This is a genomic window from Xanthobacter luteus, from assembly GCF_040049235.1.
GTDB lineage: Bacteria > Pseudomonadota > Alphaproteobacteria > Rhizobiales > Xanthobacteraceae > Xanthobacter.
Genome location: NZ_JBDZDO010000001.1, coordinates 860,722 through 874,582 on the forward strand (window position 1 = coordinate 860,722; position 13,861 = coordinate 874,582).

13 protein-coding genes and 1 pseudogene are annotated in these 13,861 nt (G+C 70.2%); 1 reads left to right on the plus strand and 13 read right to left on the minus strand.

Annotated features, from left to right (window positions below; all coding sequences use genetic code 11):
- The first annotated feature begins 56 nt into the window (after positions 1-56).
- Entirely contained in the window at positions 57-1,037 is a 981-nt protein-coding gene (gene acuI, locus ABLE88_RS04135; protein WP_348830192.1) for an acrylyl-CoA reductase (NADPH), read from the plus strand.
- A 79-nt stretch (positions 1,038-1,116) separates the two neighbouring features.
- Here the strand turns inward: acuI and ABLE88_RS04140 are convergent.
- The 13 genes and pseudogenes from ABLE88_RS04140 to ABLE88_RS04200 all read right to left on the minus strand — a co-directional run.
- A pseudogene (locus ABLE88_RS04140) lies at positions 1,117-1,314 on the minus strand (IS110 family transposase); the annotation flags it as partial.
- Positions 1,304-2,050, minus strand: coding sequence for a sulfite exporter TauE/SafE family protein (locus ABLE88_RS04145; protein WP_348830193.1), 747 nt, complete (start codon positions 2,048-2,050; stop codon positions 1,304-1,306). The pseudogene ABLE88_RS04140 and the gene ABLE88_RS04145, both read right to left, overlap by 11 nt.
- Positions 2,051-2,203: 153 nt before the next feature.
- Entirely contained in the window at positions 2,204-3,499 is a 1,296-nt protein-coding gene (locus ABLE88_RS04150; RefSeq protein ID WP_348830194.1) for an NAD(P)-dependent oxidoreductase, read from the minus strand.
- A gap of 14 nt (positions 3,500-3,513) precedes the next feature.
- Positions 3,514-4,674: a UxaA family hydrolase gene (locus tag ABLE88_RS04155; RefSeq protein WP_348830195.1), complete on the minus strand. Its 1,161-nt coding sequence runs from the start codon at positions 4,672-4,674 to the stop codon at positions 3,514-3,516.
- Positions 4,671-4,967 (minus strand): UxaA family hydrolase, encoded by a 297-nt coding sequence (locus tag ABLE88_RS04160; protein WP_348830196.1) that lies wholly within the window; start codon positions 4,965-4,967, stop codon positions 4,671-4,673. The genes ABLE88_RS04155 and ABLE88_RS04160 overlap by 4 nt, the downstream gene beginning before the upstream one ends.
- A gap of 15 nt (positions 4,968-4,982) precedes the next feature.
- The gene (locus tag ABLE88_RS04165; RefSeq protein ID WP_348830197.1) at positions 4,983-6,641 is read right to left on the minus strand and encodes a GMC family oxidoreductase; all 1,659 of its coding nucleotides are present in this window, start codon (positions 6,639-6,641) and stop codon (positions 4,983-4,985) included.
- Positions 6,638-7,687, minus strand: coding sequence for an Ldh family oxidoreductase (locus ABLE88_RS04170; RefSeq protein ID WP_348830198.1), 1,050 nt, complete (start codon positions 7,685-7,687; stop codon positions 6,638-6,640). Before ABLE88_RS04170 ends, ABLE88_RS04165 begins: the two co-directional genes overlap by 4 nt.
- A gap of 29 nt (positions 7,688-7,716) precedes the next feature.
- The gene (locus ABLE88_RS04175; protein WP_348830199.1) at positions 7,717-8,745 is read right to left on the minus strand and encodes an ABC transporter substrate-binding protein; all 1,029 of its coding nucleotides are present in this window, start codon (positions 8,743-8,745) and stop codon (positions 7,717-7,719) included.
- A 98-nt stretch (positions 8,746-8,843) separates the two neighbouring features.
- On the minus strand, positions 8,844-10,010 hold the full coding sequence (locus tag ABLE88_RS04180; RefSeq protein ID WP_348830200.1) for a UxaA family hydrolase: 1,167 nt from the start codon (positions 10,008-10,010) through the stop codon (positions 8,844-8,846).
- 2 nt (positions 10,011-10,012) lie between these two features.
- Positions 10,013-10,300: a UxaA family hydrolase gene (locus tag ABLE88_RS04185; protein WP_348830201.1), complete on the minus strand. Its 288-nt coding sequence runs from the start codon at positions 10,298-10,300 to the stop codon at positions 10,013-10,015.
- A gap of 78 nt (positions 10,301-10,378) precedes the next feature.
- Positions 10,379-12,082, minus strand: a complete 1,704-nt coding sequence (locus ABLE88_RS04190) for a thiamine pyrophosphate-binding protein (RefSeq protein ID WP_348830202.1) — start codon at positions 12,080-12,082, stop codon at positions 10,379-10,381.
- Between the two features lie 34 nt (positions 12,083-12,116).
- Positions 12,117-13,025, minus strand: coding sequence for an ABC transporter permease (locus tag ABLE88_RS04195; RefSeq protein ID WP_348830203.1), 909 nt, complete (start codon positions 13,023-13,025; stop codon positions 12,117-12,119).
- Positions 13,018-13,824: an ABC transporter ATP-binding protein gene (locus ABLE88_RS04200; protein WP_348831080.1), complete on the minus strand. Its 807-nt coding sequence runs from the start codon at positions 13,822-13,824 to the stop codon at positions 13,018-13,020. Before ABLE88_RS04200 ends, ABLE88_RS04195 begins: the two co-directional genes overlap by 8 nt.
- Positions 13,825-13,861: the final 37 nt, after the last annotated feature.

A 13,861-nucleotide genomic window follows, 5' to 3' on the forward strand; every position in this document is an offset into this window, starting at 1 on the left:
CCGCGCGAGGCCTGAGACAAGGCCGCAACCAACCGGCAAACACCCAAGGAGGCACCATGCGGGCCATTGTTGTGGAGAAGACCGAAGCCGGGCAGGCCGTCGCGCTGAAGACGTTCGACGAGGCCGAGCTGATGGAGGGCGACGTCACCGTCCGCGTGACCCACTCGACCCTCAACTACAAGGACGGCCTCGCTCTGACCGGCAAGGCGCCGGTGGTGCGCCGCTTCCCCATGATCCCCGGCATCGACTTCGCCGGCGTGGTGGAGCGCTCCGACGCCGACGCCTTCAAGCCCGGCGACAAGGTGCTGCTCAACGGCTGGGGCACCGGCGAGACCCATCTCGGCGCCTATGCCGAGAAGAGCCGCGTCAAGTCCGACTGGCTCATCCCTTTGCCCGACGGCCTCAGCCCGGCCCAGGCCATGGCCATCGGCACCGCCGGCTACACCGCCATGCTGTGCGTGATGGCGCTGGAGCGCTATGGCCTCACGCCTGCCAACGGGCCGGCGGTGGTCACGGGCGCGGCCGGCGGCGTCGGCTCGGTCGCCACCTCCCTGCTCGCGGGCGCCGGCTGGCACGTCATCGCCGCCACCGGGCGCGAGCAGGAGGCGGACTATCTCAAGGGCCTCGGCGCCGCCGAGGTCATCGCCCGCCAGGAATTGGCCGCGCCCGGCCGGCCGCTCGCCAAGGAGCGCTGGGCGGCGGGCGTCGACTGCGTCGGCAGCACCACGCTCGCCAACCTGCTCTCCATGACGCGCTACGGCGGCGCCATCGCCGCATGCGGCCTCGCCGGCGGCATGGACCTGCCCACCTCGGTCGCGCCCTTCATCCTGCGCGGCGTGTCGCTGCTCGGCGTCGATTCCGTGATGGCGCCCAAGGCCCGCCGCCTGGAGGCATGGCAACGCCTCGCCCGCGACCTCGACCACGCCAAGCTCGCGGCGATGACCACCACGGTGCCGCTCGACGCGGTGATCGCCAAGGGCACGGAGATCATCGAGGGCAAGATCCGCGGCCGCGTGGTGATCGAGATCGCCCCCTGAGCAACCGGGCTTGCGCTCCGACCCGCCGGGAGCGGCGGGGGATGGGCTCCCCTCCCCTTTGTGGGGAGCGACTGTGTTGTCAAGCGGTCCTCCATGGGGTTTTGGATCGGAGCATGGCGTTTAGGATGGTGATGAGCTTTCGCATGGCGGCGGTGATGGCGAGCTTTGGCGGCTTGCCGCTTGCGCGCAGGCGGGCGTGGAAGGCCTTGAGCACGGCGTTGCAGCGGATGGCCGAGAGGGTGGCCATGTAGAGCACCGCGCGCCCCTCACATCGCCCCGCGCCGCAGCAGCTCCAGCGCGATCATCGCCACGGCGGCCAGCATGATCTTGCGGAAGGTGGCCTGGGAGAGGCGGTTGCGCATGACGGTGCCGAGGCGCATGCCGGCGAGCAGCGGGACCAGCCCCAGCGTCGAGATCAGTGCCTCGCGCCAGCCAAGCGCGCCGTGCGCCACCAGCGTCACCATCAGCGGCACGCCGGTGAGGAAATAGACCGAGGCGCTGGTGCCGACGAAGACGTCCTTGTCCACCCGGAGCCACATGAAATAGAGCACCAGCGGCGGCCCCGGGAACGAGGACAGGCCGCCGACGACACCGATGCCGAAGCCGGCCAGCGGGTTCCACAGACGCTCGTTGACGGCGAAGCGCCCCTCCGGCACCGGCACCAGCCCGACCAGCGAGAAGATCAGCAGCGCCGCCCCGAGCACCAGATAGAGCTGGTGCTGGTCGAGGCTCATCAGCAGCGAGGCGCCGATCACCGCCCCGGGCACGAGGGCGATGAGCAGCCAGCGGAAGCGCCCGAGCGCCGGCAGCACGGTCTTCAGCTCGGCCACCTGCACGAGATTGCTCACCAGCACCGGGATGCTGACGAGGGCGATGGCGCTCGGCACCGGCATGGTCAAAGACAGGATCGGCACGATGATGAGCGGCATGCCGATGCCGATCACGCCTTTCACGAACCCGCCGAGGGCATAGGCCGAGGCGATGAGCGGCAGGCTGGCGGCTAGGGTGTCCATGGGCTCGTTCCGCGCCGGGAGGCGGCGCTCCGGCAACGCGAAGGCGGGCGGGCGCCGATCAGATCACTCGATCGTCAAATATCTGATGAAAGACAGGTTTTCGCTTCCTGCTGGACGCGGGCGCAAGCCGATGAGGGCGGATCGGCGGACGCGCTAGCATGCGGCTGCCACCTCCCGCGCGGCGAGCGCCGCGACGGCCGCCCCCGCATCGCTTCCGTCCATGCCGGGCGCCGCGGCGAGGGTGCGCGCCGCCGCGGCCAGAAGCTCGCCGACCGGCTCGGCGGCCGGCCCGGCGAGCGCCGCCCGCGCCTGATCGAGCGCCGCGACCAGCGCGCCAGGCGCGAGCCGCAGCGACGCCGCCTCGCCCCGGAGCGCCGGCAAGGCGACGCGGCTGCCCATCCGCGATCCGCCGGAGCTCGCCGCCAGCACAAGCGCGAGGGCGAGCGGCGCGAGCCCCGCCGCCCGCGCCACCGCGAACGCCTCCAGCAGCCCGGCGAGCGTGACCGCGGCGAGCGCGAAGCCGAGGCGCTCGGCACCCATGGCGGTGCGGCCGGACGCTGCGGCGGTGGCATCCTCCACGCGGCGGAAGACGAGGGTGTTGTCGGCCCCGGCGAGGCCTTCCGCGCACAGCGCGTCGTAGAGCGCGAGCACCTCGGCGCAGAGCGGCGCCGCCACCCCGGCGTCGCGCGCCAGCGCGGCGGCGATGGCGATGTCCTTGCGCATCAAACCGAGCGTGAAGGTGGAGGCGAGCGTGCCGGAGAGGACGTATTTCGGATAGTGGCTGGCGGTCATGAACGAGCCGCCGGGGCCGGCTTCGAGCGCGGCAACGAGGTCGCCCGCCCGGCCCCCTGCCCGCCGGCCAAGACCCACCAGCGCCGAGACCGCGACCAGGTTGACACCCATAGCGAACATGTTCAGCGACTTGGCGGCGTGGCCCGAGCCCAGCGCGCCGGTGCGGACGATGTCGGTGCCGAGCAGCCGCAGCACCGGCTCCGCCCGGTCCGTGTCCCGCGCGGCGCCGCCGAGCATGATCGAGAGCGTGCCCGCCTCCGCCGCGGGAACGCCCCGGCTCACCGGCGCATCCACCATTGCCCCGCCGCGCGCTTCGAGGAGGGCGCCAAGCCGGCGGGTGACGGACGGCAGCGAGGTGGTGGTCTCGATCACCAGCAGGCCAACGGGCGCGTCCCCAAGGCCGCTCGGTCCGGCCACCACCTCCTCCACGTCGCCGGCGTCGGTGACGCAGGTGATGACGATGCGCGCCGCCCGCGCCACCGCGGCCGGCGAGGCGGCGATGGACGCGCCCGCTGCCGCCGCCGTCTCCAGCGCCGCAGCGCCGCGGTCGAAGACCGTCACCCCGTGGCCATGCGCCATCAGCCGCCGCGCCATGCGCAGGCCGATCGCGCCGACGCCGACGATCCCGATCTCCTCGCCCTTTTCCTGCGATTCCATGGCTTTGGCCCGGCTTACATGGAGGGCAGGAAGCGGCTGATGCAGGTCTCGCGCACGTCGAGGATCTCGCTGGAGGTCAGTTCGCCGGAGGCCACCGAGACCATGTAGTCGGCGAGCCGGCCGCCCGCCTCCATGAGCGGCTCGCCCCGCTCGAGCACCCCGGTGACGTCGAAATCCACATTGTCCGCAAAGGCATCGATGGTGTTGCGATTGCCCGAGACCTTGATGGTGGTGGACACCATGGAGCCGATGGGATTGCCGACGCCGGTGGAGAACAGGCAGATCTGGCATCCCCCGGCGGCCAGCGCGGTGAGGGATTCCACCGCCGGGGCCGGCGTCGCCATGAAGTTGAGGCCCTTTTCCCGCGGCGCCTCGCCATAAGCGAGCACCCCGTTGAGCGGCGACTTGCCGGCCTTGGCCATGGCGCCGAGCGCCTTCTCCTCGATGGTGGTGAGGCCGCCGAGGATGTTGTCCGGGGTCGGGTTGGAGCCGCGCAGATCGATGCCGTGGGCCATGATCTCCCGCTCGAAGCCCTGCACCGCCTCGAGGAACTCGGCCTTGACCCGGGCGTCGCGGGCGCGCTCGGCGAACAGGTGCTCGGCGCCGAAGAATTCCGAGGTCTCCGAGATGATGACGGTGCCCCCCTCGCCGACCAGCCGGTCGGCGACGACGCCGATGGACGGGTTCGAGGCCAGGCCCGAGGTCGTGTCCGACCCGCCGCACTCGACGCCGATGACGAGCTTCGACAGCGCAAACGGCGCCCGGCGCTGGCGCGAGGCTTCCCGCACCAGCCGCGCGGCGGCGCGGGTGGCCTCGGCGACGGCGTTGATGGTGCCGCCGACCTCCTGGATCACCACCGCCGCCACCGTCTTGCCGCAGGGCCGGATGCGCTTTGCCAGCGCCTCCGTCATCGCCGCTTCGAGGCCGATCAGGAGCACGGCGGCGACGTTCGGGTTGCGGGCAAGGCCGGCCAGCGTGTCGAGCGTGATGTCGAGGTCGCGCCCGAGCTGGCCGCGCACGAACAGCGTCGTCACTGGAATGGTGCCATAGACCGCCTCGGCCACCCTGCGGGTGACCGGGTTGCAATTGTCCATCACCGAGACGACGGCCACGTGGTTGCGCACGCCCACCGCGCCGTCCGGGCGGCCATAGCCGAGGAAGGTCGCGCCGCTCATGCCGCCCTCCCGCTCACGTCGCCGCGCGCCCTGAGCGCCTCCACATTGTGCACATGGACATGCGCGCCCGCCGGAATGGCGGCGGTGGCGCGGCCGATCACCTGGCCGTATTTCAGGATGTCGGTGCCGGCCGCGATGTCGGCGAGCGCGATCTTGTGGCCGAACGGCACGTCGGCGACGAGGCTCACGGCGCCGGAACGCTGGCCGCCGAGGGCGACCGCTTCGCCGGTCCGGCCGGGATCGATCAGGGTCGCGACATTGTCGGCGGGGTCGAGGACGATGGCTCTCGGCATCGCGGTTTCCTTCCCTCAGGTGTTGGAGCGACGGGCGGCATCCTCGAGCACGAGGTCGGCCGCCTTCTCGCCGATCATCATGGCCGGCGCATTGGTGTTGGAGGACGCCATGGTGGGCATCACCGAGCAGTCGGCGACGCGCAGGCCCTCGACCGCGCGCACCTTCAGCCGCGCGTCCACCACCGCGCCGGCATCCACGCCCATGCGGCAGGTGCTGATGGGGTGCCACGAGGTCTGCCCGGTGCGGCGGATATAGTCGACGATGGCGTCCTCGCGCGCCACCTCGGGCCCCGGCCGGCGCTCGGCGACGATCAGGTCCGCGAGCGGCCTTGCCGCGGCGATGCGGCGGATGAGGGCGATGCCGTCCAGATAGGTGGGAAGGTCCGAGGGATCGGAGAGATAGCCGGCGACGATGCGCGGCGGCGCCAGCGGGTCCGGCGAGACCGCATGGATGGAGCCGCGCGAGGCCGGGTGCAATTTGAACACGCCCAGCGAGAAGCCGGGGAAGGGATCGATGCCGAGGTCCGCCGAGCGCGAGTAGCGGTCCTTGCCGCTGATCAGCGCGATCTGGATCTTCACGTCCGGCCGCGTCAACTCGGGCCGGGTGCGGGCGATGGCATGGACCGAGGAGGAGGTGGAGGACAGCAGCCCCCGGCGGGTGATGAGATAGCGCAGCCCTTCGAGCGCGGCGCGGGCGCGGCTGCGGATCACGTCGTTGATGGTGAGCGGCAGCCGGCACTCATAGCTGAGCCGCACCTGCAGGTGATCCTGCAGGTCCTCGCCCACGCCCGGCACATCCGCCACCACCGGGAGGCCGAGCCCGGCGATGCGCGCGGCGCCGCCGATCCCGGAAAGCTCCAGCAATTGCGGCGACTGCACCGCCCCGGCGCACAGGATCACCTCGCCGCGGCACGGCAGGCGATGGACCACGCCGCCCTTGCGATATTCGACCCCCACCGCGCGCGTGCCCTCGAACAGCACGCGCGAGACCGGCGCGCGGGTTTCCTGGCGGAAGTTCGGGCGCCTGCGGGCATCGCGCAGATAGGCGGTGGCCGAGGTCCAGCGCCGGCCGCGCCACACGGTCTGCTGCAGATAGCTCACCCCTTCCGGCGCGCCGCTATTGTAGTCGCCCACGGGCGGAATGCCGGCGGCGACGCAGGCGTCGCGGAAGGCGTCGGACAGCGGATCGGGGTCGAAGACGCCGCGGTCGGTGATGCGCACCGGGCCGTCGTGGCCGCGCCGCGCCGCGCTCGCGCGGCCGAAATTCTCCATGCGCCGGAAATAGGGCAGGAGGTCCGAAAAGCCCCAGCCGGCAAGGCCCCGTTCGCGCCAGCCGTCATATTCGCCCGCCTCGCCCCAGGCATAGACCATGCCGTTGACCGCGCTCGACCCGCCGAGCACCTTGCCGCGCGGCCAGTACATGGACTGTCCGTGGAGTTCCGGCTCCGGCTCGGTCTGGAACTTCCACATATAGCGCTCGTCCTGGAGCAGCTTGCCGATGCCGAGCGGCATGTGGATCCAGATGCTGTCGTCCGGGCCGCCGGCCTCCAGCAGGACCACCGTGTGACGCCCGCTCTGCGCGAGCCGGCCGGCCAGCGCGCACCCGGCCGAGCCGGCGCCCACCACGATGAAGTCGCACGCGGCGTCGGTCACGTAGGAGCGATCCTCCTTCACGGCACCCTCTCTCCCTTCAGCGGCGCGACGTCGAACGGCACGCCTGCCTTTTCGCCCGCACGCACGAGGTCGGCGACGGTCTCAGGCGGCAGGGGAATGCCGGTGCGGCCGCGCTCGGCCTCCAGCCCGAAGGCGCGCTCGCCGGGATAGCGGCCCTGATCGCCCGAGGCGGCCTTGTAGGTCTCCATCCATTCGGTCAGGTGGGCGCCATAGGCGCCCGGCCCGGCGGCGAGCGCGGGGTTCACCAGCATGAGGAAGGCGCCGACCCGGCTCGGCGCGCTGCCGCCGGTGGCCGCCATGGGCGGCGGCTTGGCGCCGGAGAGCGAGCCCGCGAAGCATTCCACCAGCATGGCGAGGCCGATGCCCTTGTGGCCCGCCACCGGCAGCATGGCGCCGCGCAGCGCCGCCTGCGCGTCGGTGGTGGGATTGCCCTCGGCATCGATCGCCCAGCCTTCGGGGATCGCCCGGCCGGCGCGCGCCGCCATCACCACGTTGCCGCGCGCGACGCCGCTCGTCGCCATGTCGAAGACCAGCGGCGCGCCGCCGTCCACTGGGCTCGCGAAGGCGATGGGATTGTTGCCGATGGCGGCGCCGCGCGAGCCCGGCAGCGCCATCACCGGCGGGGTGGACTGCACCATGAAGGCGAGCATGCCCTGGTCCGCCGCCTCCAGCACATAGAGGCCGAGCGCGCCGAGATGGCCGACATCGTGGAGGATGGCGACCACCGCGCCGGTCTCGCGCGCGCGCGCCGCCGCGGCGTCCACCGCCATGAGGCCGGCGCCCTGGCCCAGCGCCCCGTCCGCATGCACGTGGAGGATGCCGTTCCGGTCCTCGAAGCGGACCTCGGCGGCCGGGTTCAGCTCGCCCGCCATCAGCTTGTCCACGTAGATCAGCACGCGGGCGACCCCGTGGGTGTCGATGCCCCGCGCGTTGGTGCGCACGATCGCCCGCGCCGAGCGGTCGGCGAGCGCGCGCTCCACGCCGAGGGCGGCGAAGACGGTCCCGAGCCAGTGCGCGAGCGGTTCCGTTGGATAGGACTTCTTCATCGGCCTTGGCTCCAGCTCGGGACGCGTCCTCAGGATCCGGACCTTGTATGGACCGGCGGGAAGAACAGCGTCTTCCAGTTCTCCGCCTTGTTCTTGATGGCGCCGTTGCGCTGCATGAACTCCGCATAGACCATCAGGTTCTGCGGCGAGGAGGTGAAGATCACGTCCGGGTCCTTGATCATCTCCTCGACGAAGTCGAGCGGCAGCTTCGACTTCTCGGCGGCGATGAAGATCTCCGCCGCCTGGCGCGGATTGGCCTTGATGAAGGCGTTCGCCTCCTCCAGCGCCGCCAGCACCGCCTCGAAGTATTTGGGATAGGTCTTGTAGAACTTCTCCGTCGTCCACATGAGGATGAAGCTGGTCGCCCCGCCCATCACGTCGTAGGAGGTGAGGATGCGCCGCGCCTTGCCGTCCTTCACCTGGAGATACATGAAGGGCGGGCTGGTGAAGTTGGCGGTGATCTCGGTGCCGCCGCTCATCATGGCGTTGTGGGCGTCCGGGGGCGCCACCGACACGGTGAACTTGTCCAGCTGGGCGTGCTTGCCCTTGCCGAACAGCTTCTCCGCCGCGATCTGCAGCGTCACCGCCTGGGTGGACACGCCCACGGTCGGCACCGCGATGCGGTCCTTGTCCGTGAAGTCGGCGATGGTCTTCACGTTGGGATTGATGGTGTTGAGATAGACCGGGATCGAGGAGACCGCGGCGATCCCCTTGATGTTGAGGTTGCCCTTGGTGCGGTCCCACACCGTGAGCAAGGGGCCGGGCCCGCCCGTGGCGAAATCGAGGTTGCCGGACAGCAGCGCCTCGGTCATCGCCGCGCCGCTCGCAAGCTGCATGTAGACGCCTTTCACCGGGCCGAGGCCGGCGGCGGCCACCTGCTTCTCCACCAGCTGCTGCTGCTGCATCACTGTGATCGGCAGATAGGGGATGCCGAACCCCTTGGCGAACCGGATCTCGGTCAGCTGGGCGCTCGCCGGGCCGGCGAGCGCGAGGAGGGCGACGGCGCCCGCCGCGGCCCCGGCGAGATGGCGCAAGGTATTGGAAATAATTGGCTTCATGTGCGTTTCTCCCTTCCGAACAGCCGCATTTTCGCGGTCTCGTTCCCATGTTTGGACGGCGCCGGGCGATTGGCGTTGGGCGCGCCCGGCGCCGCCGGTCACGCGCTGCGATAGAGCTTCGTCATCGAGAATTCCCGGTGGCGCAGCGTCTCCGAGCAGGTGTAGCGGCCGTCGCAGGTGCGCAGCGTCATGTCGATCAGAGCCTCCCCGGCCTGGTCGATGTTCATGCGCCGCTTGAGCAGGTCCGAGACGTCGAGGTCGATGTGCTCGGGCATGGTGCGCGCCGTGTGCGGATTGGCGGTCAGCTTCACCACCGGCATGATGGGATTGCCCACCACGTTGCCCTGCCCGGTCGGGAACAGGTGCACCACGAAGCCGGTGGCCGCCTGCACGGTGAGGCACTCGGCCGCCGCGCTGGAGGTGTCCATGTAATAGAGGCCGGGCCCCTTGGCGGGCGCCTCGGCCGGGGCGAGCACGTCGATGTAGCGGCAGTTCCGGCCGATCTTCTCCAGGTTGCCGAACGCCTTCTCCTCGATGGTGGAGAGCCCGCCCGCTTTGTTGCCCTTGGAGGGCTGGCTGTCGAGCAGGTCGTCCACCTTGAAGCGCGTCACCTCGTCCTGGTAGTCCTGGAACACCTTCATGAACTTGGCGGCGACTTCGGGGGACGCCGCGCGCGAGGCGCACAAATGCTCGCCGCCGGTGATCTCGGTGGTCTCGCCGAAGCACTGGGTGGCGCCCTTGGCGTCGAACTTGTCGAACAGGTTGCCCACCGTGGGGCACGAGCCGAGGCCGGACGTGGTGTCGCTCTCGCCGCATTTGGTGGCGACCCACAATTCGTCGATGCCGGCCTTCACCCGCTGCTGCTCGGTCGCCCACTTCACGAAGTCCTGGGCGGCCTTGGAGGCGGCGGCGATGGTCGCGAGCTCGCCGCGGCCCTCGATGTGGAAGCCCGCCACCGGCTTGCCGGTCTTGGCGATGCCCTCCACCACCTTCTCGGTCCAGCCCGGCTCGATGCCGATCACCACCACGGCGGCGACGTTGGGGTTGGCGCCGCAGCCGATGATGGTGCGGAAGTGCAGGTCGAGGTCCTCGCCATATTGCAGCCGGCCGTAGGAATGGGGCAGCGCCATGGTGCCGAAGACCAGGCGCTCGACGCCCTCGCAGCAGGCGTTGGAGATGTCGTCCACCGGCAGGATGAGCACGTGGTTGCGCACGCCGACGCGGCCGTTCTCGCGCCGGTAGCCGTAGAAGTAATCGCGGGCCATCGTCACCACCTGTTGCTCTTGATGTTGTGGAAATGGACGTAGCCGCCCACCGGGATGACCTCGACGGCCTTGCCGACATTGTTGCCGTACTCGATCACGTTCTGGCCGTCGCCGATCGCGGCGAGCGCGATCTTGTGGCCGAGCGGAATGTCGACCAGCACCTTCACCTCGATCGTCTCGTCCGCGTCCATCACCCAGCCGCGCAGGGTCTGGCCCGCTTTGACCCCCTCCACGACGACGACGCCGAGCGTGTCGCCCTTGTGGTGCACGAGGAAGTCCGGTTCCTCCATGGTGTCCTCCCGTCTTTATTGATCTTCGTCGATGATTATTGACTTCTTGGCTTTGGCTTCTGGTTCTTGGCTTCGTCGTCAGGCCGTGGCGGCCGCCGCCGCGCCGCGGTGCTTGAAGGCGTCGCGTCGGAACGAGACGATGGCGTTGGCGTCCACCTTGGCGTGGATGACGGACGGGCGGCCGCTGGCAAGCGCGGCCTCCAACGCGGCGGACAGTTCGCCCGGCTTCTCGGCGCGGTAGCCATTGGCGCCGCACAGCTCCGCCACCTTGTCGTAAGGCGGGCTCGTGATGTCGGCGCCGATGTAGCGGCCATTGTAGAAGTCGCGCTGATAGGCCTTCTCGGCGCCCCAGCAGCCATTGTCGAGCACCACGCAGACGGTGGGCAGGTGCGCCTCCACGGCAGTGGTGATCTCCGCCATGTTCATGGCGAAGCCGCCGTCGCCCATGAGCGAGACCACGGGCCGCTCCGGCGCCGCCGCCTTGGCGCCGAGCCCGGCGGCGTAGGAGAAGCCCACCAGGCCGAAGTCGAGCGGGGTGATGAGGCTCGGCACCGTGTAATAGCGCAGCTGGTCGGTGGCCTGCAGGCACATGGTGCCGGCATCGAGCGTGACGATGGCGTCGCGCGGCATGGCGCGGCGCAGTTCGGCGAACACCCGCTCGGCCGAATAGGGTGTGCGCTCGGCGCGGCCGGCCTCCTCGCGCGCGCGCCACAGCTCGTCGCGGGCGTCCGCAAGACCGGCCATCCGCTCGCGCCAGCCGGCGGGCGGGGAGAGGTCGGCCAGTTCGATGTCGAGCCCCTCCGCCACCGCGCCGGGATCGCCGACGAACCCCACGTCGGTGGGGAAATAGCGGCTGACATAGTCGGCCGACACGTCCACCTGGACGATGCGGGCATCGCGGGAAATGTCGTTGTAGGTGAAGAAGGTGGTGTTGAAGCCGAGCCGCGCGCCGAGGGCCAGGATCACGTCCGCCTCGCGGGTCGCCCGGCTCGCCACCGGATTGCCGCGCGGGCCCACCTGGCCGAGCACGCAGGGTTGATCGTTGGGCAGCGCGTCGCCGTGACCGGCGGCGAGCGCGACCGGAATCTGCAGCCGCTCGGCGAGCCGGGCCACCGCCCGCCAGGCGCCGTTCTTCTTGACCCCCGCCCCGGCGAGGATCACGGGGGCGCGGGCGCCGCGCAGCAGCCGCGCCACCTGCGCCACCTCGGCCGGATTGGTGGTGCCGGCGAAGGTCACCGGAAAGCGTTCCAGCGGCTGCGGCTCGACGTCCATCTGCTGGGCGAACATGTCGCGCGGAATGTTGAGCACCACCGGCCCGCGCCGCTCGGCCAAAGCCACACGGAACGCCTCCTTGACGAATTCCGGCAGCCGCTCGCCGCGCGGCACGCTCACCGTGCGCTTGGTGACCGGGGTGAACAGCGCCTGCTGGTCCACCTCCTGGAAGGCGGCCCGCCCCACATGGTCGGTCGAGACCGTGCCGGCAATGGCCACCACGGGCGAGAAAGCATGCATGGCCTGGGCGAGGCCGGTGACGAGGTTGGTGGCGCCCGGCCCCGCCTGGCCGGCGAGGATCACGCCGGGCCGGCCGCTGACGCGGGCATAGGCGTCGGCCATGTGGGTGCCCGAGCGCTCGTCGCGCACCCCCACATAGGTGATGTCGGGGGCATCATAGAGCGCGTCGTAGAGCTCCATGGTGGAGGAGCCGAGCAGGCCGAAGACATGCGTCACCCCGGCCGCCCGGAGCGCCTCGACGATCGCGGCGCCGCCGTTCATCTGGGTCATTGTCGTCCTCCCGCTTGTTGCCGGCCTGCAGACGCTAGTTCTGCATGCCCCACTTCTGGACGGTGCGCTTCTCTATGGTGCGGAAGATCACGCTCTCGACCAGCAGGCCGATGATGATGACCATCAGCAGGCCGGCGAAGACATTGGCGGTGAGCAGCTGGTTCCGGTTCTCGAAGATGTACCAGCCAAGGCCTCCCGAGCGGGAGGAGACGCCGAACACCAGCTCGGCCGCGATCAGCGTGCGCCAGGCGAAGGCCCAGCCGATCTTCAGGCCGGCGAGGATCGAAGGAAAGGCGGCCGGGATCAGCAGCAGGATCACGTAGCGGACGCCCCGCAGACCGTAATTCTGCCCCGCCATGCGCTGGGTCTGGGACACCGACATGAAGCCGGTATGGGTGTTGAGCGCCACCGCCCACACCACCGAATGCACGATCACGAAGACGAGGCTCGGGATGCCGAGGCCGAACCACAGCAGCGCCAGCGGCAGCAGCGCGATGGCGGGCAGCGGATTGAACATGGCGGTCAGCGTCGACAGCACGTCGTTGCCGAGCCGGGTCGACACCGCGAGCGTGGTCAGCACCGCCGCCAACGTCAGGCCGACACCGTAGCCGATCAGCAGCACCTGGATGGTCGTGAAGGTGCGGTCGATCAGCGGGCCGCGGACGGTCTCCTCGTAGAGCGCGCCCACCACCTCCGAGAAGGAGGGCAGCATCAGCGGGTTGTTGATCCAGCGCGCATAAAGCTCCCAGGCGACCGCGAGCACCACGAGGATGAACAGCCGCCGCAGCCAGGCATAGCCGTAGAGCCGCTCCCACAGGGAGAGCGGCCGCTCCACGGCGCCCACATAGCCGAGCTGGCGGCGATCGGCGGCGCGCTCGGGGCGCACCGGGGGAACGCGGCGGCCGGCCGTGCCGGCGCCTCCGGACATCGAAACGTCAGCCATGACGCACCTCCGCGACTTCGGGCTCGAAATCCTCGGCGAACAGCATTTCGTGGATGCGCAGCTGCAGCGACTGGAACTCGGTGCCGCCCTGGTGGGCATGGGTGAATTCGTGGGCGTTCAGCTCGGCGCGCACCTGGCCGGGATGGGGCGAGAGCACGAGGATGCGCGAGCCGACGATGATCGCTTCCTCAATGGAATGGGTGACGAACACCACGGTGAAGCGCAGGTCGTCCCACAGGAGCAGCAGTTCCTCCTGCATCTTGCGGCGGGTGAGCGCATCGAGCGCGGCGAACGGCTCGTCCATGAGCAGGATCTTGGGCTCCATGGCCATGGCGCGGGCGATCGCCACGCGCTGCTTCATGCCGCCGGAGAGCATGTGCGGGTGCACGTCGCGGAATTTGGTCAGGTTGACCTTGGAGATGGCGGCGAGCGCGCGCTCGCGCGCTTCCTTGTGGCCCCAGCGATGCGACACCAGCATCGGGAACATCACGTTCTCGAGCACCGTCTTCCACGGCAGGAGCTGGTCGAACTCCTGGAACACCATCATGCGGTCGGGGCCGGGGCGGTCGACCACCTTGCCGTCGAGCCTGATCTCGCCCTCCACCGGCTTCATGAAGCCGGCGATGCCCTTGAGCAGGGTCGATTTCCCGCAGCCGGACGGCCCGAGCAGCACGAAGCGGTCCGCCTGGTGCACCTCGAAGCCGACCTGGTAGGTCGCGGTGACGAGATGGTCCTTGGTTTTGTATTGGAGGGTGACGCCCTCGACGCTGAGGACCGGCGTCTCCCGATCCTTCTGCATCCCGTCCACCCTGGCGTAAGCGAACGCCGCGTTCGTC